General features: G+C 72.6%; 20 protein-coding genes and 3 pseudogenes. 12 read left to right on the top strand and 11 right to left on the bottom strand.

Annotated elements, in window-relative coordinates; genetic code table 11:
- The first annotated feature begins 92 nt into the window (after positions 1-92).
- Together ACEXOX_RS34805 and ACEXOX_RS34800 are read left to right on the top strand one after the other, a co-directional pair.
- Entirely contained in the window at positions 93-368 is a 276-nt protein-coding gene (locus ACEXOX_RS34805) for a hypothetical protein (protein WP_406524866.1), read from the top strand.
- A gap of 37 nt (positions 369-405) precedes the next feature.
- Complete coding sequence (locus ACEXOX_RS34800; RefSeq protein WP_406524865.1) at positions 406-672, top strand: antitoxin; 267 nt, start codon at positions 406-408, stop codon at positions 670-672.
- A gap of 237 nt (positions 673-909) precedes the next feature.
- On the opposite strand, the gene ACEXOX_RS34795 is transcribed toward ACEXOX_RS34800, so the two are convergent.
- Together ACEXOX_RS34795 and miaB are read right to left on the bottom strand one after the other, a co-directional pair.
- Positions 910-1,620: a class III extradiol dioxygenase subunit B-like domain-containing protein gene (locus ACEXOX_RS34795; protein ID WP_406524864.1), complete on the bottom strand. Its 711-nt coding sequence runs from the start codon at positions 1,618-1,620 to the stop codon at positions 910-912.
- Positions 1,621-1,726: 106 nt separating this feature from the next.
- Complete coding sequence (miaB, locus tag ACEXOX_RS34790) at positions 1,727-3,211, bottom strand: tRNA (N6-isopentenyl adenosine(37)-C2)-methylthiotransferase MiaB (RefSeq protein ID WP_406524863.1); 1,485 nt, start codon at positions 3,209-3,211, stop codon at positions 1,727-1,729.
- A gap of 78 nt (positions 3,212-3,289) precedes the next feature.
- Here miaB and ACEXOX_RS34785 point away from each other — a divergent pair, with 78 nt between their 5' ends.
- Positions 3,290-4,288, top strand: coding sequence for a TAXI family TRAP transporter solute-binding subunit (locus ACEXOX_RS34785; RefSeq protein ID WP_406524862.1), 999 nt, complete (start codon positions 3,290-3,292; stop codon positions 4,286-4,288).
- A gap of 84 nt (positions 4,289-4,372) precedes the next feature.
- Here ACEXOX_RS34785 and ACEXOX_RS34780 read toward each other — a convergent pair whose 3' ends face one another.
- From ACEXOX_RS34780 to ACEXOX_RS34765, 4 genes and pseudogenes are all read right to left on the bottom strand, one after another.
- Entirely contained in the window at positions 4,373-5,806 is a 1,434-nt protein-coding gene (locus ACEXOX_RS34780) for a DEAD/DEAH box helicase (protein ID WP_406524861.1), read from the bottom strand.
- A gap of 233 nt (positions 5,807-6,039) precedes the next feature.
- Positions 6,040-6,243, bottom strand: coding sequence for a cold-shock protein (locus ACEXOX_RS34775; protein ID WP_030020343.1), 204 nt, complete (start codon positions 6,241-6,243; stop codon positions 6,040-6,042).
- Between the two features lie 359 nt (positions 6,244-6,602).
- A pseudogene (locus tag ACEXOX_RS34770) lies at positions 6,603-8,008 on the bottom strand (sensor histidine kinase).
- A gap of 18 nt (positions 8,009-8,026) precedes the next feature.
- A complete protein-coding gene (locus tag ACEXOX_RS34765) occupies positions 8,027-8,767 on the bottom strand; it encodes a response regulator transcription factor (RefSeq protein WP_406524860.1) in 741 nt (246 codons plus the stop codon).
- Positions 8,768-9,106: 339 nt separating this feature from the next.
- On the opposite strand from ACEXOX_RS34765, the gene ACEXOX_RS34760 reads away from it, so the two are divergent.
- The 8 genes and pseudogenes from ACEXOX_RS34760 (at position 9,107) to ACEXOX_RS34725 (ending at position 16,367) form a co-directional block, all read left to right on the top strand.
- The gene (locus ACEXOX_RS34760) at positions 9,107-9,892 is read left to right on the top strand and encodes an amino acid ABC transporter ATP-binding protein (RefSeq protein WP_030020340.1); all 786 of its coding nucleotides are present in this window, start codon (positions 9,107-9,109) and stop codon (positions 9,890-9,892) included.
- Positions 9,893-9,947: 55 nt separating this feature from the next.
- Positions 9,948-10,856, top strand: a complete 909-nt coding sequence (locus tag ACEXOX_RS34755; protein WP_406524859.1) for a glutamate ABC transporter substrate-binding protein — start codon at positions 9,948-9,950, stop codon at positions 10,854-10,856.
- Positions 10,857-11,145: 289 nt separating this feature from the next.
- Entirely contained in the window at positions 11,146-11,793 is a 648-nt protein-coding gene (locus ACEXOX_RS34750) for an amino acid ABC transporter permease (RefSeq protein WP_406524858.1), read from the top strand.
- Positions 11,790-12,755, top strand: coding sequence for an amino acid ABC transporter permease (locus tag ACEXOX_RS34745; RefSeq protein WP_406524857.1), 966 nt, complete (start codon positions 11,790-11,792; stop codon positions 12,753-12,755). The genes ACEXOX_RS34750 and ACEXOX_RS34745 overlap by 4 nt, the downstream gene beginning before the upstream one ends.
- A 163-nt stretch (positions 12,756-12,918) precedes the next feature.
- Positions 12,919-14,738, top strand: a pseudogene (locus ACEXOX_RS34740) (FAD-dependent monooxygenase); the annotation flags it as partial.
- Between the two features lie 539 nt (positions 14,739-15,277).
- Positions 15,278-15,364 carry a putative leader peptide gene (locus ACEXOX_RS34735; protein WP_324607239.1) on the top strand — a complete coding sequence of 29 codons (87 nt, stop codon included), beginning with the start codon at positions 15,278-15,280 and terminating at the stop codon, positions 15,362-15,364.
- Between the two features lie 77 nt (positions 15,365-15,441).
- The gene (locus tag ACEXOX_RS34730; RefSeq protein ID WP_030020334.1) at positions 15,442-15,981 is read left to right on the top strand and encodes a cysteine dioxygenase; all 540 of its coding nucleotides are present in this window, start codon (positions 15,442-15,444) and stop codon (positions 15,979-15,981) included.
- Positions 15,978-16,367, top strand: coding sequence for a rhodanese-like domain-containing protein (locus ACEXOX_RS34725; RefSeq protein WP_406524856.1), 390 nt, complete (start codon positions 15,978-15,980; stop codon positions 16,365-16,367). The genes ACEXOX_RS34730 and ACEXOX_RS34725 overlap by 4 nt, the downstream gene beginning before the upstream one ends.
- Positions 16,368-16,505: 138 nt before the next feature.
- On the opposite strand, the gene ACEXOX_RS34720 is transcribed toward ACEXOX_RS34725, so the two are convergent.
- From ACEXOX_RS34720 to ACEXOX_RS34700, 5 genes and pseudogenes are all read right to left on the bottom strand, one after another.
- Complete coding sequence (locus ACEXOX_RS34720) at positions 16,506-17,813, bottom strand: hypothetical protein (protein ID WP_406524855.1); 1,308 nt, start codon at positions 17,811-17,813, stop codon at positions 16,506-16,508.
- 344 nt (positions 17,814-18,157) lie between these two features.
- On the bottom strand, positions 18,158-18,823 hold the full coding sequence (recX, locus tag ACEXOX_RS34715; RefSeq protein ID WP_406524854.1) for a recombination regulator RecX: 666 nt from the start codon (positions 18,821-18,823) through the stop codon (positions 18,158-18,160).
- A gap of 6 nt (positions 18,824-18,829) precedes the next feature.
- Positions 18,830-19,984 carry a recombinase RecA gene (gene recA, locus ACEXOX_RS34710; protein WP_406524853.1) on the bottom strand — a complete coding sequence of 385 codons (1,155 nt, stop codon included), beginning with the start codon at positions 19,982-19,984 and terminating at the stop codon, positions 18,830-18,832.
- 268 nt (positions 19,985-20,252) lie between these two features.
- Positions 20,253-21,463, bottom strand: a pseudogene (locus tag ACEXOX_RS34705) (AI-2E family transporter).
- Between the two features lie 271 nt (positions 21,464-21,734).
- The gene (locus ACEXOX_RS34700; RefSeq protein ID WP_361155678.1) at positions 21,735-21,929 is read right to left on the bottom strand and encodes a DUF3046 domain-containing protein; all 195 of its coding nucleotides are present in this window, start codon (positions 21,927-21,929) and stop codon (positions 21,735-21,737) included.
- Positions 21,930-22,363: 434 nt separating this feature from the next.
- Between ACEXOX_RS34700 and ACEXOX_RS34695 the strand changes: the two genes are divergently transcribed.
- On the top strand, positions 22,364-23,290 hold the full coding sequence (locus tag ACEXOX_RS34695; RefSeq protein WP_406524852.1) for a hypothetical protein: 927 nt from the start codon (positions 22,364-22,366) through the stop codon (positions 23,288-23,290).
- Positions 23,291-23,613: the final 323 nt, after the last annotated feature.

Here is a 23,613-nt window from a genome sequence, read left to right as displayed (position 1 = left end):
CCGGTTCACGGACCGGGGCCCGCGGGCGGCGCAATGGGACGCTCCGGGCGCCCCGGGATTTCGCCCACACGAGTAGGCTATGGAGAGTAGTTATGGGCGTGTTTTCACGGTTTCGTCGCAAGGCAGCAGAGGCATCGACGGAGGAAGCCGCCGCCGCCACGCTGACGGCGGAGCCGTCGGCTCCGGAGGGCGGGGAGCCCGCCACCGAGCGGTCCGCCGATGCCGCCGCGACAGCGGAACAGGGCGGGGTGGCAGCGGCGGACGGGACGCCGTCCGCGGAGGAGGCCGGCGAGGGGGTCGAGATTCCCAAGCAGCAGTCGGCCGGGGAGGCTGCGGACCGCGAAGCCGGGGAAGGCGCCCGCACGTAGGACGCACACCGTACGAAGGAAAGTGAAGGAAGGTGCCATGGGCCTGCTGGACGACCTCAAGGCCAAGATCGGTCCTCTGAAGAGCAAGGCCGGTGACCTCGCGCAGCAGCACGGGGACAAGATCGAGCAGGGGCTCGACAAGGCCGCGCGGGCGGTCGACGAGAGGACCAAGGGCAAGTACAGCAGCCAGATCGGCACCGGCGCCGGCAAGGCGAAGGAGGCCCTCGGCCGGCTGTCCGAGGAGTCCCGCCGCTCCGGGGGCCAGGGTTCCGTCGGCTCCGGCCCGGAGGGGCCGGCCTCCTGACCTTCCCGCAGGGCCCGCGGCGGGGCGGCCCGGACGGACGGCACCACGGCCGCGGAGCGACCCGCTCCGCGGCCGTCGCGCGCGGTCCCGGAGGGCCCCGGCGAGCGCGGCTTCCGTACAGCTCAGGCCCCCGGCGAACGCCGCTCCCGTACTAGCTCGGAACCCGGCGCTCGCCGCCTCCCGTACGCCTCAGACCGTTTCCGCACGTCTCAGGCCGCTCCCACAGGCCCCATGCCCTCACGACCAAGCCGCCACGAAATACCCCACCCCGTACGGCGCCTCCTCGCGCAGCAGCTCGCCGTGCAGGCCCGCGTCCTGTGCGGCGCCCGCCAGGACCTGCCAGCAGGACCGGCCCGAGGCCTTCAGCTCCTCCGCCGGCTCCGCGTCCAGCCCGGTCAGCGCCTCGATGTCGGCGGCTCCCAGGGCGCGCGCCACGGCGGCGTCGAAGTCCTCGGCCCGTTCGTCGTAGTAGCCCGGCGCCTTCACCGTGCGGCACGCGCTGCCGTCGCCCATGACCAGCAGAGCGACCCGCTCCGCCGATGCCGCGACGTCCCGGCCGGCCTGGACGCAGCGGTCGGTGGCCAGCGGTTCGCCGACGCCCAGCCCTGCCACCGGCGCGTCGGCCCAGTCCGTACGGGCCAGCAGCCAGGCGCCGACCGACAGCGATGGCGGAAGCGGCCGTTCCGGGGTGGTCGCGGCGGCGCCCAGGCGCACGTCCAGATCCACGCCGAAACCGCGGAACGATCCCGTCGCACCCTGGTCGTGCCACCCCCGGCCGGCCTCTTCGGCGGGGCCGACGACGACCAGCCGGTCCGGCCGGGCCGCCGCGAGCACGCCGATCGCGTCGAGGGCGGCGGCCCGCAGGCCGTCCAGCTCGGGTGCGGCTCCGGAGGCGACCTCCGGGACGAGCACCGGCGGACACGGGCAGACGGCGGCGGCGACAAGCATGGCTGGAACCCTAGCAAGGCCGCGGCGCCGGGCCCGCGGTCCCGGGCGCGGGTCCGCGACGCTTCCGGCGCCGGTCGTACGGGGCGGCCGCGCCGCCCTCAGGCCGTCAGTCGCACCCGCAGCCCGCGGCCGGGGCCGGGGCGGGCGCCGGGGCGCCGATCGTCGGCAGGCCGAGCATGACACCGGCCGGCTTGTCGGCCGGGGCGGCGTTGCGCTTCTCCCAGGCGTCGCCCGCGCGCGTACGGCGGACGGCCTGGGACGGGCCCTCGGCGAGCAGGTGGTGCGGCGCGGCGTAGGTGATCTCGACGGTCACCATGTCGCCGGGGCGGACCGGCTCCTCGGGGCGGGTGAAGTGCACCAGGCGGTTGTCGGGCGCGCGGCCGGACAGGCGGCGTGTGGCATCGTCCTTGCGCCCCTCGCCTTCGGCGACCATGACTTCCAGGACGCGGCCGACCTGCTTTTTGTTCTCCTCCCAGGAGATCTCCTCCTGGAGGGCCACCAGCCGCTCGTAGCGCGCCTGGACGACCTCCTTGGGGATCTGGCCGTCCATCGTGGCGGCCGGGGTCCCGGGGCGCTTGGAGTACTGGAAGGTGAAGGCCTGCGCGAAGCGGGACTCGCGGACCGTGTGCAGGGTCTGCTCGAAGTCCTCCTCGGTCTCGCCCGGGAAGCCGACGATGATGTCCGTGGAGATGGCGGCGTCCGGCATCGCGGCGCGCACCTTCTCGATGATGCCGAGGAAGCGCTCCTGGCGGTACGAGCGGCGCATCGCCTTGAGGACCGTGTCCGAGCCGGACTGCAGCGGCATGTGCAGCTGCGGCATCACGTTCGGCGTCTCGGCCATGGCGGTGATGACGTCGTCGGTGAAGTCGCGGGGGTGCGGCGAGGTGAAGCGCACCCGCTCCAGGCCCTCGATCTTCCCGCAGGCGCGCAGCAGCTTGCTGAACGCCTCACGGTCGCCGATGTCCGAGCCGTACGCGTTGACGTTCTGGCCGAGCAGGGTGATCTCGGAGACGCCCTCGCCGACCAGCGCCTCGATCTCGGCGAGGATGTCGCCGGGGCGGCGGTCCTTCTCCTTGCCGCGCAGGGCCGGGACGATGCAGAAGGTGCAGGTGTTGTTGCAGCCCACGGAGATCGAGACCCAGGCCGCGTACGCGCTCTCGCGGCGGGTGGGCAGCGTGGAGGGGAACGCCTCCAGCGACTCCGCGATCTCGACCTGGGCCTCCTCCTGGACACGGGCCCGCTCCAGGAGCACCGGCAGCTTGCCGATGTTGTGCGTCCCGAAGACCACGTCGACCCAGGGGGCCTTCTTGACGATGGTGTCGCGGTCCTTCTGGGCCAGGCAGCCGCCGACGGCGATCTGCATCCCGGGCCGCGCGGCCTTCTTGGGCGCGAGCTGGCCGAGGTTGCCGTAGAGCCGGTTGTCGGCGTTCTCCCGCACCGCACAGGTGTTGAAGACGACGACATCGGCCCCGTCGGCGCCCTGCGGCGCGGGGACGTATCCGGCGTCCTCCAGCAGGCCCGACAGCCGCTCGGAGTCGTGGACGTTCATCTGGCACCCGTAGGTGCGCACCTCGTATGTCTTCGCACTCATCTCAATCGACCAGGGTACGTGCTCCCGCCGCCGCCTCGCCCCTCCCTTTCCCGGTGGCGGGCTGGCAGGATCCCGCCCATGGTTTCCGCACTTCCCCGCTCCGGCGGCCGCCGGGCGCTTCTCGCGGTCGCCGCGGTGCTGGTCGTCCTCGGCCTGCTGTGGTGGCTGCCGTCCGCGTTGTCCAGGCCGCCCGCGCCCGGCGGGCAGTTCACGCTGTCCACCGGCGTGCGCTCCGGGGTGTACGCGCGTTACGGGGAGCTTCTCAAGCAGGATCTGCGCCGGGACCTGCCGCGGGTGGACGCACGGCTGATGAACAGCGCGGGGTCGCTGGACAACCTGGAGCACCTGGCGAGCGGGAAGGCGCAGTTCGCGATCGCGACGGCGGACGCGGTGGCCGAGCGGCAGCGTCTGCATCCGCGGCAGGCGGCCGGGCTGCGGGCCTGCGCGCGGCTGTACGACGACTACCTACAGCTGATCGTCCCCGCCGGCTCACCGGTCGGTTCGGCCAGGGACCTCGGGAAGCTGCGCGTCGGCGTGGGGGCGGACGGCTCCGGCGTCCAGCTGACCACGCGGCGGCTGGTCGCGGCGGCGGGGCTGGACTTCGACCAGGACATCGAGGCGGTACGGGTGGGCATCGACCGGATGCCGAAGCTGCTGGAGGAGGGGAAGCTGGACGCCTTCTTCTGGTCGGGCGGGCTGCCGACCTCGGCCGTGCAGCAGGTGGCCCGGCGGACGCCGATACGGCTCGTCCAGCTCGGGGACCTGATTCCGGCGCTGCACCGGCAGGGCGAGCGGAGCCGGTACTACCGGGCGGCCGTGATGCCGGCCGACGCCTATCCGCTGGTCCAGAAGGGGCAGGCGGTCAGGACGATCGCGGTCGCGAATCTCCTGGTGACCACCGAGGGGCAGGACCCGGTGCTGACGGAAGCGATCACCCGGACCGTCATACGGAGCCGGGACCGGATCGGTACCGAGGTGCACGCCGCGCAGAAGGTGGATCTGCGGACCGCGGTGTTCACCGATCCGCTGCCGCTGCACGAGGGTGCGCGGCGGTACTACTTGTCGGAGAAGCCGTGACGGGCCGCTTCCAGGGAGGGGCGGCTTCCGAAGGCCCGAAGGCGCCGGGGCGTGCGCGGAACTCCGCACACGCCCCGGCACGCGTCACGCCTTGGGCGCCCGCGGGGTGCGCGGCCCCTTGGGGGCGCGGGAGGGGCGCCGGGACGGACGGCCGCCGCCCGACGCGCCGGTGCCGGCGCCTGCCGAGCCGCCACCGGAGCCGCCGCGGCGCGGACGCCGCCGACCGCCGGAGCCCGCGGGCTTGGGCCGCTCCTGCTGGACGGGGACGGCGATCACGACCGGCTGGCCGGACGGCGCCTGCGCGCCCGTGATCCGTATCAGTTCACCGTCGCCGGGCCGGACCCGGGCCGTACCGGGGGAGATCTTCGCTTGGGACATCAGCCGGGACATGTCCCGGCGCTGGCCGGGCGTGACCAGGGTGACGACGGTGCCGGACTCGCCGGCCCGCGCGGTGCGGCCGCCGCGGTGCAGGTAGTCCTTGGCCTCGGTCGGCGGGTCGACGTTGACCACGAGGTCGAGGCCGTCGATGTGGATGCCGCGGGCGGCGACGTTGGTGGCGATCAGCGCGGTGGCCTGGCCGGTGCGGAACTGCTCCAGGGTGCGGGTGCGCTGCGGCTGGGACTTGCCGCCGTGCAGGGCCGCGGCCCGTACGCCCTGCGACAGCAGGTGCTTGGTGAGCCGGTCGGCGCCGCGCTTGGTGTCCACGAACATGATCACGCGGCCGTCGCGGGCGGCGATCTCGGTGGTGGTGGCCCGCTTGTCGGTGTCGTCCACGTACAGGACGTGGTGCTCCATGGTGGTGACCGTCGCGGCCGACGGGTCCACGGAGTGGGTGACCGGGTCGGTCAGGAACCGGCGCACGAGCTTGTCGACGTTGCGGTCCAGCGTCGCGGAGAACAGCATCCGCTGGCCGTCCGGGTCCACCTTCTCCATCAGGCGGGTGACCTGCGGCAGGAAGCCCATGTCGGTCATCTGGTCGGCCTCGTCGAGGACGGTGATGGTGACCTGGTCGAGCTTGCAGGCGCGGCGGTCCAGCAGGTCGGCGAGCCGGCCCGGGGTGGCGACCAGGATCTCGGCGCCCCTGCGCAGGGCGTCGACCTGGCGGTTGATCGAGGTGCCGCCGACGACCGTGGTCGTGCGCAGGCCGACCGCGGTGGCGTAGGGGGCGAGCGCCTGGGTGACCTGGGTGGCCAGCTCACGGGTGGGCACGAGCACCATCGCCAGCGGGCTCTTGCTCTCGGCGCGGCGTCCGGCCGTACGGCTGAGCATCGCCAGCCCGAAGGCCAGGGTCTTGCCGGAGCCGGTCCGGCCGCGGCCGAGGACGTCCCGGCCCGCGAGGGTGGCGGGCAGCGTCGCGGCCTGGATGGGGAACGGCTCGGTGACGCCCTGCGCGCGCAGCGCGGAGAGAAGGGCCGGTGCCAGCGGCAGCTCGTCGAAGGAGACGACGGGCGGCTGGGGGGCCGTCCGCGGGGACGGCTTGGATGCGGCGCTCTGTCGCGGTGCGGTCGCTCGGGTCACTGAAAGCCCTTCTGTGGCGGGGAGGCCGAGCGCGTACGGCACGGTGCCGTGCGGTCTCGGGCCGCACGGGTACGGGGCGTACGCATGCGGGTCGTGCGGCGGCGGTGTGCTCGCACGAAGACGGTCGGCGCGGTCGGCGAGCCGCGCGAGGGGGGCGTACGGCGGCGGGCCGTACGGATACGGACGGGGCCCGCACCGGCCGGTGCGGGCCCCGTCCGCGGACGTGCGGACCGTCAGGCGGGGACGATGTTCTCCGCCTGCGGGCCCTTCGGGCCCTGGGTCACGTCGAAGCTGACCTTCTGGCCCTCCAGGAGCTCACGGAAGCCCTGGGCCTGAATGTTCGAGTAGTGGGCGAAGACGTCGGGGCCGCCGCCGTCCTGCTCGATGAAGCCGAAGCCCTTTTCCGCGTTGAACCACTTCACGGTGCCGGTGGCCATGTTTTTCTCCTTCTAGGGGCAAACCGGAGACCGCACTGCGCGGCCTCCCTGTCGCCGAGATGATCGCCCCACACCGGAGAAAGGTCCGGAAAACAATGAACGCCCGGAGCTTCCAGCCTCCGGGCGCGCACAAAGTTCATGGGTACCACAACTGCAACACCGTCAACGGTAACACACCTTCACGGTCCTGGCAGGGCCGTCCGGGGACGGGGCCGGGAGACGGGGCCAGGACCGGAGCCAGGGCCAAGGGCCGGGGCCAGGATGCGGGCCGAGGCCCAGACCGGAGCCGGGGCCAGGGCCGGTGCCAGAGCCAGGGCCGGTGCCAGAGCCAGGACCGGAGCCGGATCCAGTACCGGCGTTCACGGCCCACTCCGCGGCACCACCACGGTCACCCGCAGCCCGTGCGGCCGGTGCGGCGCGAAGGAGAGCGTGGCGCCGCCCGCGGTGAGCAGCGCGCGGGTGATCGACAGACCCAGCCCGGAGCCGGAGACGTTCTGGTGGCGGCCGCTGCGCCAGAAACGGTCGCCGATCCGGGCCAGCTCCTCCTCGGTGAGGCCGGGGCCGTGGTCGCAGACGGTGATCCGTACGCACTCGCCGTCCGGCGCCACACCGACGGTGACCCGTTCCCCGGCAGGCGTGAACTTCAGGGCGTTGTCGACCAGCGCGTCCAGGCCGCTGGACAGGGCGACCGGGTCCGCCCAGCCCGTCACGGCCCGCTGGCCCTCGTAGGACAGCAGCACCCCTTCTCGTCGGCCAGCGGACTCCAGGAGTCGACCCGCTCGGCGGCCAGCGCGGCGACATCGGTGAGCTGGAGGTCGGCGGCGGCGTGCTCGGCCAGCGCCAGGTCCAGGAGGTCGTCCAGCACCCGGGCCAGGCGCTTGCCCTCCGTACGGACGGAGGCGATCTCCTCGTTGCCGTCGGGCAGCTCCAGGGCGAGCAGTTCGATGCGCAGCAGCAGTGCGGAGAGCGGGTTGCGCAGCTGGTGGGAGGCGTCGGCGACAAAGGCACGCTGCTGTTCCAGCACCTCCTCGACGTTGTCGGCCATCTCGTTGAACGAACGGGCCAGGCGGCGGAGTTCCGGTGGCCCGGAAGCGGCGGCGACCCGGGACTTCATCCGGCCGGTGGCGATGTCGTGGCTCGCGGCGTCCAGGACGCGCACCGGGCGCAGCACCCAGCCGGTGAGCCGGAAGGCGGCGCCCACCGCGACGAGCATGGCCGCGCACTCCCCCGCCCCGATCAGCAGCCATCCGTGCAGGATGCGGGAGCGCATCCGCCCGGTGGGCGAGTCGGTGACGACGACGGCCACCACGTCGCCGTCCCGGACGACGGGTGAGGCGACGGGGATCCGGCCGCCGTCGTCCCAGGGCCAGATCTGGTGGGGGTCGTGGCTGCGGCGGCCCGCCAGTGCCTCGCTGAAGGCCCGCGCGCCCTCCCCTTCCTCCGGTACGCCCCAGCCGGCGGGGGCCGCCGCCATGGGCGTCCCGTCGCGGAAGAACACGCCGGCGCGGATGCCGTACAGCTCGTGGTAGCGCTTGAGTTCGGCGCTCAGCGTGGACTGCCGTTCGTCCTCGTCGGGGGTCTTGCCGGCGCCCGGGCGGGTGGTGACGTACTGGGCGAGGGAGGCGAAGCGCGCCGCGTCGTCGATCCGGTCGACGACCACCCGCTGCTGTTCGACGCCCGCGGTGATGCCGGCGAGCGGGAAGCCGAGCGCGAGCAGCACCCCGGCCAGCAGGACGATCAGGAGCGGGAGGAGTCGGGTGCGCACGGTGCGGGCCGCCGGCCGTCAGGAGGCCGGGCCGGCGGGCGACACGGCGGCGGGCGGCGTCACGAGCCGGTAGCCGACGCCGCGCACCGTCTCGATCAGCGCGGGCATCCGCAGCTTGGCGCGCAGTGACGCGACGTGCACTTCCAGGGTCCGGCCGGTCCCCTCCCAGCTGGTGCGCCACACCTCGCTGATGATCTGCTCACGCCGGAAGACGACACCTGGCCGCTGCGCGAGCAGGGCGAGCAGGTCGAACTCCTTGCGGGTCAGGGGTACGGCGGTGCCGTTCACGGACACCTGCCGGGTGGACAGCTCGATGGTGACGGTGCCGAGCCGCAGGCCACCGGGCGGGGCGCCCTCCTGGGCGGACGGCTCCCCGGCGGCGGCGGGCGCGGCGGCGCGGCGGCGGCTGACGGCGTGGATACGGGCGAGCAGTTCGCCGGTGTCGTAGGGCTTGACCACGTAGTCGTCGGCGCCGAGGTTCAGGCCGTGGATCCGCGACCGTACGTCCGCCCGCGCGGTCACCATGATCACCGGGCTGCCGCACATCCGCCGGATCCGGCCGCAGACCTCGAAACCGTCCTGGTCGGGCAGGCCGAGGTCGAGCAGGACCACCCCGAAGGGCTCCCGGTCGCCGGGCAACAGGGCCTGCAGCGCCTCCTCGCCGTTGCGGGCGTGGGTGACGTCGAAGCCGTGCCGGGACAGCACGGCGGACAGGGCGGCCGCGACATGGTCGTCGTCCTCCACGAGCAGCAGCCGCACCGGCCCCCTCCTCACGATGTGTGCCCGGCCGCGCATACCTGGACGCGCGGGTGCATAGGTGTACATCCGTACGCGGGCGCGTACGGGTCGCGGGCTGTCCACGGGACGGCCAAAAGGCATCTACGACGATGGACGGCACGCACGTCAAGGGGGTATTCCCGAAGGGACGGTTCCGTTATGCAGCCGGTACACCGGGGCGCCCGGCCCGTGCGCCCCGTGCACGCCGTGTGTCCCTTCGCGGCCGTATCGTTATGCTCAAATCCCGCTCAGATGTAATGACGCTGGTCGCAGTGCGTTACTAGGGTCCTCCCCAACCGAGGAGGACGGAGCTGTACGCCGATGAGCGAAGTATCGGTGACCAAGAGCGACAAGGGGCCCGCGCCGGCGGGCGACCCGCTGGTCGTGCTGGACAACGTGAACAAGCACTTCGGCGCGCTGCACGTACTCCAGGACATCGACCTGACCATCCGGCGCGGTGAGGTGGTCGTGGTGATCGGGCCCTCGGGGTCCGGCAAATCGACGTTGTGCCGCACGATCAACCGGCTGGAGACCGTGGACTCCGGCGCCATCACGATCGACGGCAAGCCGTTGCCGCAGGAGGGGCGCGAGCTGGCCCGGCTCCGGGCCGACGTGGGCATGGTCTTCCAGTCCTTCAACCTCTTCGCGCACAAGACGGTGCTGGAGAACGTGATGCTGGGCCAGACCAAGGTCCGCCGCACGGACAAGAAGGCGGCCGAGGAGAAGGCCCGGGCCCTGCTGGACCGGGTGGGGGTCGGCACCCAGGCGGACAAGTACCCCGCCCAGCTGTCCGGCGGACAGCAGCAGCGGGTGGCCATCGCCCGGGCCCTGGCGATGGACCCCAAGGTCATGCTTTTCGACGAGCCGACCTCCGCACTCGACCCGGAGATGATCAACGAGGTGCTGGAGGTCATGCAGCAGCTCGCCCGGGACGGCATGACGATGGTCGTGGTCACGCACGAGATGGGCTTCGCCCGCTCGGCGGCCAACCGCGTCGTCTTCATGGCGGACGGCCGCATCGTCGAAGAGGCCGAGCCGAACCAGTTCTTCAACAACCCGCGCAGCGACCGGGCCAAGGACTTCCTTTCGAAGATCCTCCACCACTGACCCCGCGGCCGGTCATCATGATTGCCACCTTCCGCTGAATCAAAGGATGTTCACCATGAGGATTCGTAAGACGGCCGCGGCGGGTGCGGTGGTGCTCGCGCTGACGGCGACCGCGACCGCCTGCGGCGGCGAGTCGGGCACGGCCGGCGACAAGGCGTCCGGCGGGGACGTCTTCAGCGGTACGTACGCGGTCAACGCCAAGGCGAACGTGAACTCGCCGGCCTGGAAGAAGGCCAAGCAGGCCGGGAAGATCACCATCGGCGCCAAGGCCGACCAGCCCTACCTCGGCTTCCAGGACACCACCGGCAAGCGGTCCGGCTTCGACATCGAGATCGCCAAGATGATCGCCGCCGAACTGGGCTTCTCCGAGAAGCAGATCGAGTTCAAGACGGTCGACTCCAACGTCCGGGAGACCGCGATCTCCAAGGGGCAGGTCGACTACTACGTCGGCACGTACACGATCAACGAGGAGCGCAAGAAGCAGATCGACTTCGCGGGCCCGTACTACACCGCGGGCGCGGACCTCCTGGTGCGCAGGGACGACAAGTCCATCACCGGCCCGGACACCGTCAAGGGCAAGAAGGTCTGCTCGATCGTCGGCTCCACCCCGCTCCAGGAGATCAAGAAGCCGAAGTACGGCGCGCAGACCACCGAGCTGGCCAAGTACTCGCTGTGCGTCAAGCAGCTGCTCGACGGCCAGGTGGACGCGGTCACCACGGACGACGCGATCCTCAAGGGGTACGCGGCCGAGCGGCCCAAGAAACTGCGGGTCGTCGGCAAGCCGTTCACCAAGGAGCCGTACGGCGTCGGCCTGACGAAGGGTGACAAGGCGCTGCGGGACGCGATCACCGACGCGCTGGAGAAGCACATCAAGAACGGCGACTACAAGAAGGCGTACGAAGGCACCCTCGGCAAGTCCGGGACCAGCTTCGTCACGCCGGAGACGCCGCTGCCGCGCGACTGACCCGGGTCGCGCACCCGCTGGCCGTCGCCGCACGCCCCGTACGCCGCTTCGGCGGGCGTACGGGGCGTGGGTGCCTGAGGATCCACGCGCCGGGACGCCCGTGCGCACGCCGTCGCGGGCCGCGCCCGCGCTCCCGGCCGAACACCGGTACGCCGCGCACGCGAGCACCCGTACGCCGGATCGCGCTCCCGCACCCCGCGCACAGCCCGCACGCCCCGCGCATCCCGCACGCCCCGCACCGGGCCGTCCACCCGTCCGCCGCTGACCTGACCGCTACCGCGGAGAACCCATGAACGTACTCCTCGACTATCTTCCCGAGTTCCGCACCGGGTTCCTCGGAACCGTGTCGCTCACCGCGGCCGGCGGGGCGCTCGCCATCCTGCTGGGCCTCCTCATAGCCGGTTTCCGGGTCTCGCCGGTGCCCCCGCTGCGCGCCTTCGGGACGGCCTGGGTGACGCTGCTGCGCAACACCCCGCTCACCCTGCTGTTCCTGATCGCCTTCTTCGTCGTCCCGCAGATCTTCTTCCCGGGCATCAGCCCGTTCGTGCTCGCGACGCTGGCCCTGGGCTTCTACACGTCCTCGTTCATCTGCGAGGCCGTCCGCTCGGGCATCAACACCGTGCCGCTGGGCCAGGCGGAGGCCGCCCGCAGCATCGGGATGACCTTCGTACAGACGCTGCGCATCATCATCCTGCCGCAGGCCACCCGCACCGTGATCCCGCCGCTGAGCAGCATCCTGATCGCGCTCACCAAGAACTCGGCCATCGCGGGCGCCTTCAGCAACGCGGAGCTGTTCAACGTCTCCAAGCTCCTGAACGACCAGGGCCGGCCGATCGGCTGGATCTTCCTCTGGATCGCCCTCGCCTACTTGATCATCACGTTCGCCATCAGCGGCATCTTCCGGCTGCTCGAACGCCGCCTGGAGGTGGCCCGATGACCAGCGTCCTCTACGACGCCCCGGGGCCCAAGGCCAAGCTCCGCAACCGCGTCTACACCGTCGCCGGCGCGCTCGCCGTGCTCGGCCTGCTCGTCTTCGCCGTGCTGCGGCTGGCCGCCAAGGGCCAGTTCGAGCCGGAGATGTGGAACATCTTCAACAACGCCGGCGTGCGGGCCAACATCCGCAACGGTGTCCTGACGACCCTCCAGGTCTTCGCGGTCGCCGCGGTGCTCTCCCTCGCGCTCGGCGTGCTGCTCGCCGTCGCCCGGCTCTCCGACCACCGGCCGGTGCGCTGGCTGGCGACCGGGTTCATCGAGCTGTTCCGGGCCGTCCCGCTGCTGATCACGATCTACGCCCTGTGGGTGATCCTGCTCTCCTACAAGGAGGAGCTGGGCCTGACCGGCGACAGCCCGCAGTTCTGGGCCCTGGTCGTCGGCCTGACCGTCTACAACGGCTCGGTGCAGGCGGAGGTGCTGCGCGCCGGCATCAACGCGGTGCCCCGGGGCCAGCGCGAGGCGGCGTACGCGCTCGGCATGAGCAAGACGCAGGTCATGACGACGGTGCTGATGCCGCAGGCCGTCCGGACGATGCTCCCGACGATCATCAGCCAGCTGGTGGTGACCCTCAAGGACACCTCGCTCGGTTACGTGATCACCTTCGAGGAGCTGCTGTACACGATCCAGCAGATGGCCAGCACCATCGTCGTCAACGACGAGAACCCGTACGTGCCGATGATCATCGTGGCCGGTGCGATCTACGTGACGATGTGTCTGGCGCTGTCCGCGCTGGCCAACTGGATCGAGCGGCGCGGCCGCCGGGCCAAGACCGGCATCGTAGTGGCCGGGGCGGCCGAGCCGATCACCGCGTCGGACGCGCTGGAGGGCACCGACGGCACACCCGGCGGGCCGATCGACACCCGGCGCCCCCCGGGCCTGGGCGGCGGGGGCGGCTTCACGCCCTGACGGTGTGACACCGTAGGCGGGGGCAGTGCCGCGTGCGCCGCTGCCCCCGTCACTTGACGCGGGCGCCCGCAATGGGTTGCATACGCTGTGTGATCGCGCACCGGGCTCCAACTGCCAGCTCCTGTACGTCCCGTAAGAACCCGCGGACCGGGGGAGCCACGCCGTGGACCCGGTGATCGTCGTCGGGGCCGGCCCCGTCGGCCTCGCGCTCGCCCTCTCCCTCGCCCGCCTCGACGTCCCGTGCGTGGTACTGGACGAAGCCCCCGGTGCGATCGATCCGCGGCCCGCCCGCACCGTCGTCCTGCGGCCGGACACCACCGCGTTCCTGGAGCGGCTGGGTTGCGGCCCGGCCCTGGCCTCGGCGGGCACCCGCTGGACGGCCTGGCGCTCGGTGCGGCGGAGGCGGCTGCTGGAGCGGGTGGAGTTCGGTCCGGAGGAGCTGTTGCCTGGTTCCGCCGTTTCTTCCGGATCTCCGGGTTCTCCCGGCGCTCTCGTTTCTGCCGCTTCTCTCGGCTCTTCCGCTTCTCTCGGCTCTTCCGCTTCTCCCGCTTCCCCTGTTTCTCCCGTACACGTGCCGCAGCACGCGCTGACCCGGGCGCTGCGCACCGCGCTCGCGGCGCAGCCCGGCGTCCGGATCGTCGCCGGCAGCCGGCTCGACGAACTGCGGCAGGACGAATACGGGGTCAGCGCCCACACCCGCGGCGCCAACGGCGCGTGGTGGCGTGCCAGTTACCTGGTCGGCTGCGACGGCCCGCGCTCGACGGTCCGCAAGCTGCTGGAGGTCCGCTTCCCGGGGCGTACGGCGGTCGAGCGGCACGCGGTGGCGGCGCTGCGTACGGAACTCCCCTGGCCGGGCGAGGCGTTGCTGCACCGCTCGCCCGCACGGCAGGGCGGCGGCGGGTCCGGTGGCGAGGTGACCGCCCGGCCGTTGCCCGGCGGGGTGTGGCGGCTGGACTGGCTGCTGCCGCCCGGCCGCGACCTGGTGACGCCGGACGCGCTGGTGGCCCGGATCCGCGATTCGCTGACGGTGTGGGCGGCTGAGGCGGGGGGCTGGGCGGGGGCTGGGACCTGGGCCGGGGCGGGTGACGGGCCGGCGAGCGGTTCCGGTTCCGGTTCCGGTGGGAAGGGTGGGGGCCGGCGTGGTCCGCACGTCCCCGCCGTACCGCCGTACGAACTCCTCGACACCGGTGTGCACACGGTGCACCACCGGCTGGCCCGGCGCTGGCGGCGCGGCCGCGCCTTCCTCGCCGGTGACGCCGCCCACCTGCTCGGCGCGCTCGGCACCCAGGGCCTGGACGAGGGCCTGCGGGACGCCGAGAACCTCGCGTGGAAGCTGGCCCTGGCCTGGCACCAGGGCGCTTCGGAGGCCCTGCTGGACAGCTACCAGGCCGAGCGCAGGGGCGCCGTGACGGCCCGGCTGCGCGCCGCCGACCGGGCCCTGCCGCTGCTGCGCGACGGCGAGCGGGGCGGCCGGTGGCGGGCCGTCCTGCCCGGGGCCGCCCGCGGGCACACGGCGATGCTCACCGACGGGCACTTGGGGCGCGGGCCGCTCGGCGCGCCCCCGCGTACGCCCGCTCTCCGCTCGCCCCGGCCGTCGATCCGTCGTACGCGATGACGGTGGGCACGCAGGTCGGCGCGCCGGTCGCGGACGTCCCCGTGACGGCCTCGGACGGCTCCCATGTACCGCTCCGTACCCGGTTGGGGCGGGGGCTGCTGGTGGTGCTGGTGGCGCCCGGTACAGGTGTGTGGGACCGGCGGCACTGGAAGTCGGCCGGCCTGATGCCGCGCCTCTCGAAGACGGTGGACGCCCTGCCGATGCCCGCCGAGGTACTGGTCGCCGAGTCCTACCCGGGCGCGGTGGCCCACACCGTCCTGGTCGTACGGCCGGACGGGCACCTGGTCACGGCCATGGGAGGCGTCCGGCCGGCGGAACTGTACGCGTGCGCGGAGGCGGTACGGGGTGGGGGCGGGGACGCGGGGAGTGGCGGCCCGGGGGACGGGTCGAAGGGTGACCCCGGGGGCGGCGTGGGGGACGGTGTGCGGGACGGTTCGAGGGCTGCGGGGTCGGTGGGACCTGCGGGGTCGGTGGGACCTGCGGGGCGCTCGGAGGGCGCTGCGGCGTTCGACGGTGTGGAGCGGGCCAGGGCTGAGACCGGGAGCGGGGCCGGGATCGAATCTGGGCTCGGGGTCGGGACCGGGAGCGGGGTCGGTCCTGGGCTCGGGCTCGGGACCGGGAGCGGGGTCGGGACCGGGAGCGGGGTCGGCGCGAGTTCGGAGGGGCCGTTCGCGCACCCGGCACGGCCGGACGACGGGCCGGAGCCTGCCGAGGGAGCGGCGTCCCCGCAGGCCGACAGGGGCACGGCCCGGGACGTGACGGAGGCGGAGGTCCGGTCGGGGGGCGGAACCGGTCGGTGAGCGCTCCCGCGCGCGCCGTGGCGCCGGTCGGCGAGCGCCCCTGCGCACGCCTCCGCGCCACCGTCGGCGGTTGACCCTGCGGGAAACCCCGTGCTTGACTCCGGAACGTGACGGAGAACGGTTCGCGCTTCTGGCGGAGGGTCCATCTGGACCTGGTCCGCTACGCGGGCTGCGTGTGTCGTCCGTCCTGCTGATCCGTATCCCTCCCCCGCGCGCCGCCGCGTCTCCCGCCTGCCCGCGCGCCTCTTCGCGATCACTCAGGACGGTTCCTGTGCCCGACGTACGTACTCCCGCGCGCCCGCGTCCGGACGCCACCGGCGGCCCCACCGCCGCCGAACTCCTCGACTTCGCCCGCCGTACCGCCGCCGACACCTCACTCATCGCTTCACTGCCCCTCGACCCCGAAGGCCGGACCTGGATCCGGCTTGACGGTCCCGGCGGCAGCGAGGCGTGGCTGATCGGCTGGCCGCCCGGTACGGGCACCGGCTGGCACGACCACGGCGGCTCGCACGGCGCGTTCGCCGCCGCCGCGGGCGAGCTGACCGAGCAGTCGCTCGCCGCCCAACTGCCCACCGAGGGCTGGAAGACACTGGAACTGGCGGACGGCGTGGACCGGCAGCGGAAGCTGGCCGACGGCCGCGGCCGCGCCTTCGGCCCCCACCACGTCCACCAGGTGCTCAACCCCTCCGAGGACGCGCACGCCGTCTCGGTGCACGCCTACTACCCGCCGCTGCCGCTGATGCGCCGCTACAGCCGCACCGGTCCCGTCCTGCGCCTCGAAGAGGTCGAGCTGCCCGAGGACTGGCGGTGAGCGCCGTCGACGCGCTACTGGAGGCGGCACGGGCCGGACTGGACCGGGTGTCCCCCGAGCAGGCCGCCACGGTCCAGCGGGACGGCGGTCTGCTGGTCGACATCCGTTACGCGGCGCTGCGCGAACGTGACGGCACCATCCCGGGTGCGCTGATCGTCGAACGCAACGAACTGGAGTGGCGTCTGGACCCCACCGGCGCCCACCGCGCCCCGGAAGCCACCGGCCACGACCTGCCGGTGATCGTCGTCTGCAACGAGGGCTACGCGTCGAGCCTCGCGGCCGTCTCCCTGCGGCAACTGGGCCTGTACCGGGCGACCGACCTGGTGGGCGGCTTCCAGGCATGGCGGGCGGCAGGACTGCCGGTCCGCGCCCGCGTCCACGACTGAGGTGACGGCGGGTCCGCCCGAAGCGGGCCCGCCGCCGGCTCGGTGCGGCGTCTCGGTGCGGCGTCTCGGTGCGGCGTCTCGGTGTGCGGCGTCTCGGTGTGCGGCGTCTCAAATGGTGGCGCCTCAGGTGATGGCGTCTCAGCGTGCGGCGTCGAACTGCCGGACCACGAGCGGCAGGGCCTTGCGCACCGTCCCGTTGTGGTCCACGTCCCCGATGTCCGTGAGCCGGTGGGCGGCCCCGTTGGCGGTGAGTTGCCGCTCGCAGTGGCGCGCGTTCTCGAACGCCACGTCCTTGTCACCCTTGGCGTGGTAGAGGTGCACCGGCACCTCCGGGCGCCAGTCGCAGGTGGTGTCCAGCGCCTTCAGCTGTTGCCGCAGCTTCCCCCGCGGGCTGCGCATCGTGTCGAGGAACTCCGGCGTGAACAGTTCCTCCGAGGTCGCCGGCAGCGCGGCCGCGATCTCCGACGTCTTGTGATCGCCGTCGAACAGGGACTCCACCGTCTGGTCGTACGGCGCGCGGAATGCCTGCCCCGGTGTGTCGTACAGCCCGTACATCCGGTCCCACGCGGTCGCGAAGTAGGCCAGGTAGAGCGACGACCGGACGATCTTGTCGTCGGCCGCCGCGGCCTCGAAACCGCTCAGGTCGAAGGGCCCGGCGATCGGGGCGAGCGCTCCCGGCCGGAAGTACGGGTCGGCGCCTCGCTGGAGGGCCCGGCCGACCATCATGGTGGCGGGCCCACCCTGGGAGAAGCCGCTGACCAGCACGTTCCTGTCGAGGATGCGCTGCTCCCGCCGGGCGAACACACGGGCCGCGCGCAATCCGTCGACCGAGGCGGTGACGGTCGCCCGCGGATGGTCGTACGGGTGGATGCCGGGGCCCTCGCCCAGGCCCAGGTAGTCCGGCGCGGAGACGGCCCGGCCGGTCGAGGCGAAGAGCAGGGCCGCCGCCCGGTCGGTGGACTGCTCGTTCACCGAGGCCACGTCGCCTCGGTACACGGTCGTCCCGTGCAGCCAGGACACGGTCTGGAGGACCCGCTTGCCGTTCTTGGGTACGGCGACCAGCTGGCTGGCCGTGGTGGGCTCGCCCCGGAGGCCGCGGGTGCGGTAGACGACGCGGTGGGCGCGTACGCCGTAACGGACCTGGGCCGCCTCGATACCGGCCTTCTCCAGACGGGCCGCGACCTCCTTCGCGTCCAGGTCGGCGACGAAGGTGACGGAGACCACCGAACCGGGCACCGAGCGCTGCTCGGCGGCGTCGGGTCCGGCCGTGGGTGAGGTTCTGGTCGCGGCCGTCGTGCCTGTGCCAGAGCCCGCACCCGGGCTCTTGGGTGTCGCTGCCGCCGTGGTCGTCGCCACTGCTCCGGTAGCCAGTACGGCCGCGGCGCACCCCAGGACGAGGATGCCGGGCGCGGCGGACCGTCCACGGCATTTTCGAGTGAAGATCATGCACCGCACTCTGCCGCCCACGGCACGCACAGCACATTGCAGCCAGCCTCCTCGTCGGAGGGGGCTTTCCCCGGAAGCCGGTCGGTGCAGCTCCGGCCACCGACGAGAACGGACACGGCTGCGGGAACCGGTCCGTCACCGGCCAACCTGTCCGTCACGAGCCGGACGGCACGTCGTGTACCGGACCGCACGTCACAGGCCGTACCGACCGTCGCAGGCCACGGCTCGCGTACCCATCGGCACGTGCCCCTTCCGGCCCACACCTCCGCCGGGCCCCGCCCCCATCGGCTCACACCCCGCCGCGATCACGCCTCCGGATCACGCCTCCGGCAAGTGGTACTCCATCAGCTCCGGGTCCTCCCCTCCTCCTCCAAGGCCTGCCGGACCACCCGCAGGGCGAGGCCCTCCGGATACCCCTTGCGGGCCAGCATTCCCGCGAGGCGCCGTATCCGCTTCTCCCGGTCCAGGCCCCGGGTCGTCCGCAGCTTGCGGTCGACCAGCTCGCGGGCCGTGCGCTCCTCCTGCTCGGAGTCCAGCTGCCCGAGGGCTTCGTCGACCGTCGAGGGGTCGACGCCCTTGGTGCGCAGCTCGCGGGCGAGCGCCCGGCGGGCCAGCCCCCGGCTGTGATGCCGGGACTCCACCCAGGCATCGGCGAACTTCGCGTCGTCGATCAGCCCCACCTCCTCGAAGCGGGACAGCACCTCCTGTGCGGCGTCCTCGGGGATGCCCCGCTCGCGCAGGGCGTCCCCGAGCTGCTTGCGCGTCCGCGCCGACCCGGTGAGCAGGCGCAGGCAGATGGCCCGCGCCTGCTCCTCGGGCGTACGCGGCGGTCCCGCCTCGGCCCTCGACGAGGAGGAACCACCGCCGTCCTTGCGTTTCCTACGGTTCTCGGCGCCGCCCGCGGCGCTGCCGCTCCCGCCCCGGCCGTCGTCGTCACGCCCCCCGTCGTGACCGACTCCCGCACCGGGGCCGTGGCCATGGTCGTCGGGCCATTCCGTTCGCCGCGTCACGATGGACTAGCTCTTGGCCGCGGCGGCCTTGGTGCCCTTGACGCCCTTGGCGGCCGGTGCCGGTACGGACTTGGCCGGGGCCTCCGCGTCGGCCGGCGCACCCGCCGCACCCGCCGCACCCGCCGCACCCGCCGCGTCCGCACCCGGCTCCGCCAGGTCCGCCGGCTTGACGCCGATGCCCAGCTTCTCCTTGATCTTCTTCTCCACCTCGTTGGCGAGGTCGGGGTTGTCCTTGAGGAAGTTGCGGGCGTTCTCCTTGCCCTGGCCGAGCTGGTCGCCCTCGTAGGTGTACCAGGCGCCGGACTTGCGGATGAAGCCGTGCTCCACACCCATGTCGATCAGGCCGCCCTCACGGCTGATGCCCTGGCCGTACAGGATGTCGAACTCGGCCTGCTTGAAGGGCGGGGCGACCTTGTTCTTGACGACCTTGCAGCGGGTGCGGTTGCCGACCGCGTCGGTGCCGTCCTTGAGGGTCTCGATACGGCGGATGTCGATGCGCACCGAGGCGTAGAACTTCAGGGCGCGGCCACCGGTCGTGGTCTCCGGCGAGCCGAACATCACGCCGATCTTCTCGCGGAGCTGGTTGATGAAGATCGCGGTGGTCTTGGACTGGTTGAGCGCACTGGTGATCTTCCGCAGCGCCTGGCTCATCAGCCGGGCCTGGAGACCCACGTGGGAGTCGCCCATCTCACCCTCGATCTCGGCCCGGGGCACCAGCGCGGCGACCGAGTCGATCACGATGAGGTCGAGCGCGCCGGAGCGGATCAGCATGTCCGTGATCTCCAGGGCCTGCTCGCCGTTGTCCGGCTGGGACAGGATCAGCGCGTCCGTGTCCACGCCCAGCTTCTTGGCGTACTCGGGGTCGAGCGCGTGCTCGGCGTCGATGAAGGCGACGGAGCCGCCGGCCTTCTGCGCGTTCGCCACCGCGTGCAGGGTCAGGGTCGTCTTGCCGGAGGACTCCGGGCCGTAGACCTCCACCACACGGCCGCGCGGGATGCCGCCGACGCCGAGCGCGACATCGAGTGCGGTCGACCCGGTGGGGATGACCTCGATGGGCTCGTTCGGGCGCTCGCCCATCCGCATCACGGCGCCCTTGCCGAATTGCCGTTCAATCTGTGCGAGCGCGGCGTCCAACGCCTTCTCGCGGTCCGTGCCTGCCATGGCTTCCACCCGGTTTGCTTGAGTCGATCGCTTCACATCCATGACGCTAACCCCTGCCACTGACAACGCGCCCGGACCCGGCTCCGGCCTGTGGATAACTCCCGGGAACTCCGGGCGGAAACACGGGTCGGACGTCTCATGAGAATAGATGTTCGATTTTGGTGTCAAGCGCACCACGCGGGGCCCGTCGCCCCGGTCGTCTCGAGCGTGACCGGGTGAACGGTCATGTACGGCGGGAAGGCGGGGCCCGGCCCGGCCGCCCGGCCCCTCAGCTCTCCTTGCCCCCCGCGCCGGGCCCGCTCCCGTCGCTCCCACCACTTCCGCCTCGCCCGTCCCGATCGCCCTCGTCCCCGTCCCCACCGGTCCCCCGGCCCTCCAGCGGCGCGGCCGGCGGCTCGTCGTGCAAGGACCGGCGCAGCCGCCGCAGGGCCGAGGTCGCGCGCCGACGCCGGTTGCCGCCCCGTACCCGTACCTCGTCCGTGACCTCGTACCGCTTCACGTACGCCCCCAGGAACGCCTGCAGCGTCGCGGTCGCCGGGATGGCGATCAGCGCGCCGACCGCACCCATCAGCGCCGTACCGGCGATCACCGACCCGAAGGCGACGGCCGGGTGGATGTCCACGGTCTTGGCCGTGATGCGCGGCTGGAGCAGGTAGTTCTCGAACTGCTGGTACACCACGACGAACCCGAAGACCCACAGGGCGTACCAGGGATTGACGGTGAAGGCGATCAGGATCGGCAGCGCGCCGGCGAGGTACGTGCCGATGGTCGGGATGAACTGGGAGACGAGCCCGACCCACATGCCGAGCGCCGGTGCGTACGGGACGCCCAGGATCTCCAGCAGGACGTAGTGCGCGATGCCGGAGATCAGTGCCATCAGGCCGCGGGAGTACAGGTACCCGCCGGTCTTGGCGACCGCGATCTCCCAGGCGCGCAGCACCTCGGCCTGCCGGGACGGCGGCAGGACCGAGCACAGGGCGCGGCGCAGCCGGGGCCGTCGGCGGCGAAGTAGAAGGAGAACAGGGCCACGGTCAGGAGGTTGAACAGGCTGCCCAGGACGGTCGCGGAGACGGCGAGCACGTTGTTGGCGCTGTCCTGAACGTACTTCTGCAGCCAGTCGGACTTCAGCAGATTGTTCTGCACCTCGACCCGCGAGAGGTGGGTGTGGAAGGTGGTGTTGATCCAGCTGATCACCGAGTCCAGGTACTGCGGGAACTCCTGGACCATGGTGGCGATCTGGCCCGCGAGCATCGAGCCGAGCAGCGCGAAGAAGCCCGCGGTCCCGACGAGTATGCCGAGGAAGACCAGTCCGGTGGCGGCTCCACGCCGCATCCCGCGGGCCGCCATCCAGTCCACGGCCGGCTCGACGGCCAGGGCGAGGAAGAAGGCGATCAGGACGTTCAGCAGCAGCGAGATGAGCTGGTGGAACGCCCAGCTGGCGAGCTGGAAGCAGGCCACGAGGGCGAGCGCCAGCACCATGGCGCGGGGCAGCCACCGTGGCATCCGCTGGGCGGCACCTCCGGGGCGCGGGTCGTCGTGACGGGTGGGATTCTCGGTCGCTGGCACGGGCCCAGTGTCGCTCACAGGTCCGACAACTCCCGCCCTGCCCCGCTCGGCACCGCCGCCCGCCCCCGGCCGATACCTCCGTCCGATACCTCCGTGCGGCCCTCCGCCGTCGCCTGAGCCGCCGTCCACGGGGCCGGCGCTCCCGGACCCTGCTCCCGGGCCCTCCCCGGAGCCGTCGCTCCCGTCAGCGCTTGTCGTACGGCACGTCCATCGTCGCGCAGACCACCCGCCACACGTCCTTGGCCTCCCACCCGTCCGCCAGCGCCTGGTGCACGGTCCGCCCGCCGAGCCCGGACATCACATGATCGCGCGCGAACGAGTCGGCGTACGCCTCACCGAAGTGATCCGCCATCCGCTCCCAGAAGACCGTCAACCGCATGAAACCCACTCCGCACTCGCCTTGACCTGCACGTTTCCCATACCTCGCACTCCCGGCAGGGCCGCGCCACCCTGCCGGCGCGGCCTCCCGCGCCGACGTGAAGGACGTGAATGTACGCAGAGTAAAGCCCAGGCCGGCCTGGCGGAGAGGCCGAAGGGTGGAAGGGCGCAGCAACGGCGTGCACGCGGGCGCTCCGAGGACGGACACAAACCGGCGCCCCCACCAGTTGGGCCGGCCGGCGTGCCAGGAATGCGGACCGCCCGGTGCCAGGACTACAGACCGTCCGCTGCCGGGTCTGCGGACCGCCGCTGTCGAGGCCGGGGCCCGTCCGCTGCCAGGCGACCGTCAACCGCGCACGTCCGGTACCCCGCCCCTGAGAGTGCAGCCACGTCCACGCCGGTGCCGGGCGGCGCGCGCGGCCCTACCGTCGGTCCATGGCGGAAAACGGAGCACCACAGCCGACCTCACTGGCACGTGCCGAGCGTTTCATCTGGCTCACTGCCCGGGTGCTCGAACAGCGCCGTTTCGCGTACCACTTCCTGGAAGGCAGCGCGGACGGTGTCGACGCCGCGCTCACCGCCTACGAGAACCCCGACGGCGGTTACGGCCACGCCCTGGAACCCGACCTGCGCGGCCCGGTCAGCCAGCCGCTGCACACCGCGCACGCCCTGTACGTCCTCGACCTCATCGGGCGCTGCGGTGGCCGGCGGGCCGAGCGGATCTGCCGCTATCTGACCGGGGTGTCCACCCTGGAGGGCGCGCTGCCCGCCGTGCGTCCCGAGTTGCGCGACTATCCGGCCGCGCCGTGGCTCCCGGTGCCCGACGACCCGCCGAGCGCCCTCCTGACCACCGGTCCCGTCGTGGGCCTGCTGCACCACAACGCGGTGTGGCACGCCTGGCTCTTCCGGGCCACGGACTTCTGCTGGCAGGCGGTGGAGTCCCTGGAGCGGACCCATCCGTACGAGGTCCAGGCGGCGCTCGCCTTCCTGGAGGGCGTCCCCGACCGGCCGCGCGCCGAGGCGGCCGCACAGCGCCTGGGCGTCATGGTGCGCGAGCAGCGGCTGGTCCTCCTGGACCCGGACCGCACGGCGGACGCCCCCGTACCCGACGGTTACGCGCCCGGTGAGCACCATTTCGCGTACGACTACGCGGCCACGCCGGGCTCCCTCGCCCGCCGCTGGTTCACGGACGCGGAGACGGACCGGGCGCTGGACCACCTCGCCGCCCTCCAGCGGGAGGACGGCGGCTGGCCCGTGAGCCGGCGCGTGTGGGCCCCCGGAACGGCCCTGGAGGGCCGCCCGATGGTGACGGTCAAGGCGCTGCTGACGTTGCGCGCGTACGGGCGCCTCGCCGCCCGGTAGCGGGTACGGGTGTGACACCGGCGGGTGCCGTCGGGCCCTCGGGGGCACCGGACTCGCGCCGACGGGGCAGGCCGGAGAACCGACGGGAAGACCGACCGGAGGGCCGACCGGAGGACCGACCCGAGGACCGACCCGAGGACCGACAGCGGGTGCCTGACCAGCCCAGGTGCCCGGCGCGCATGAGGAGCTGCCCGGCATGACGGATGGTTTGACGCAGCACAGTCCGCACAGCCCGCACAGTCCGCACGGGGAGAGCACCAGGACGGGGGCCGGAGCCCCCGGGCCCGCCCTCACGGCCATCTCCGGTGCGGCCCCTGGGCACA

This window comes from Streptomyces sp. Ac-502 (genome assembly GCF_045222935.1).
Classification (GTDB): Bacteria; Actinomycetota; Actinomycetes; order Streptomycetales; family Streptomycetaceae; genus Streptomyces; species Streptomyces monomycini.
This window is presented reverse-complemented; position numbering and strand designations above follow the sequence as displayed.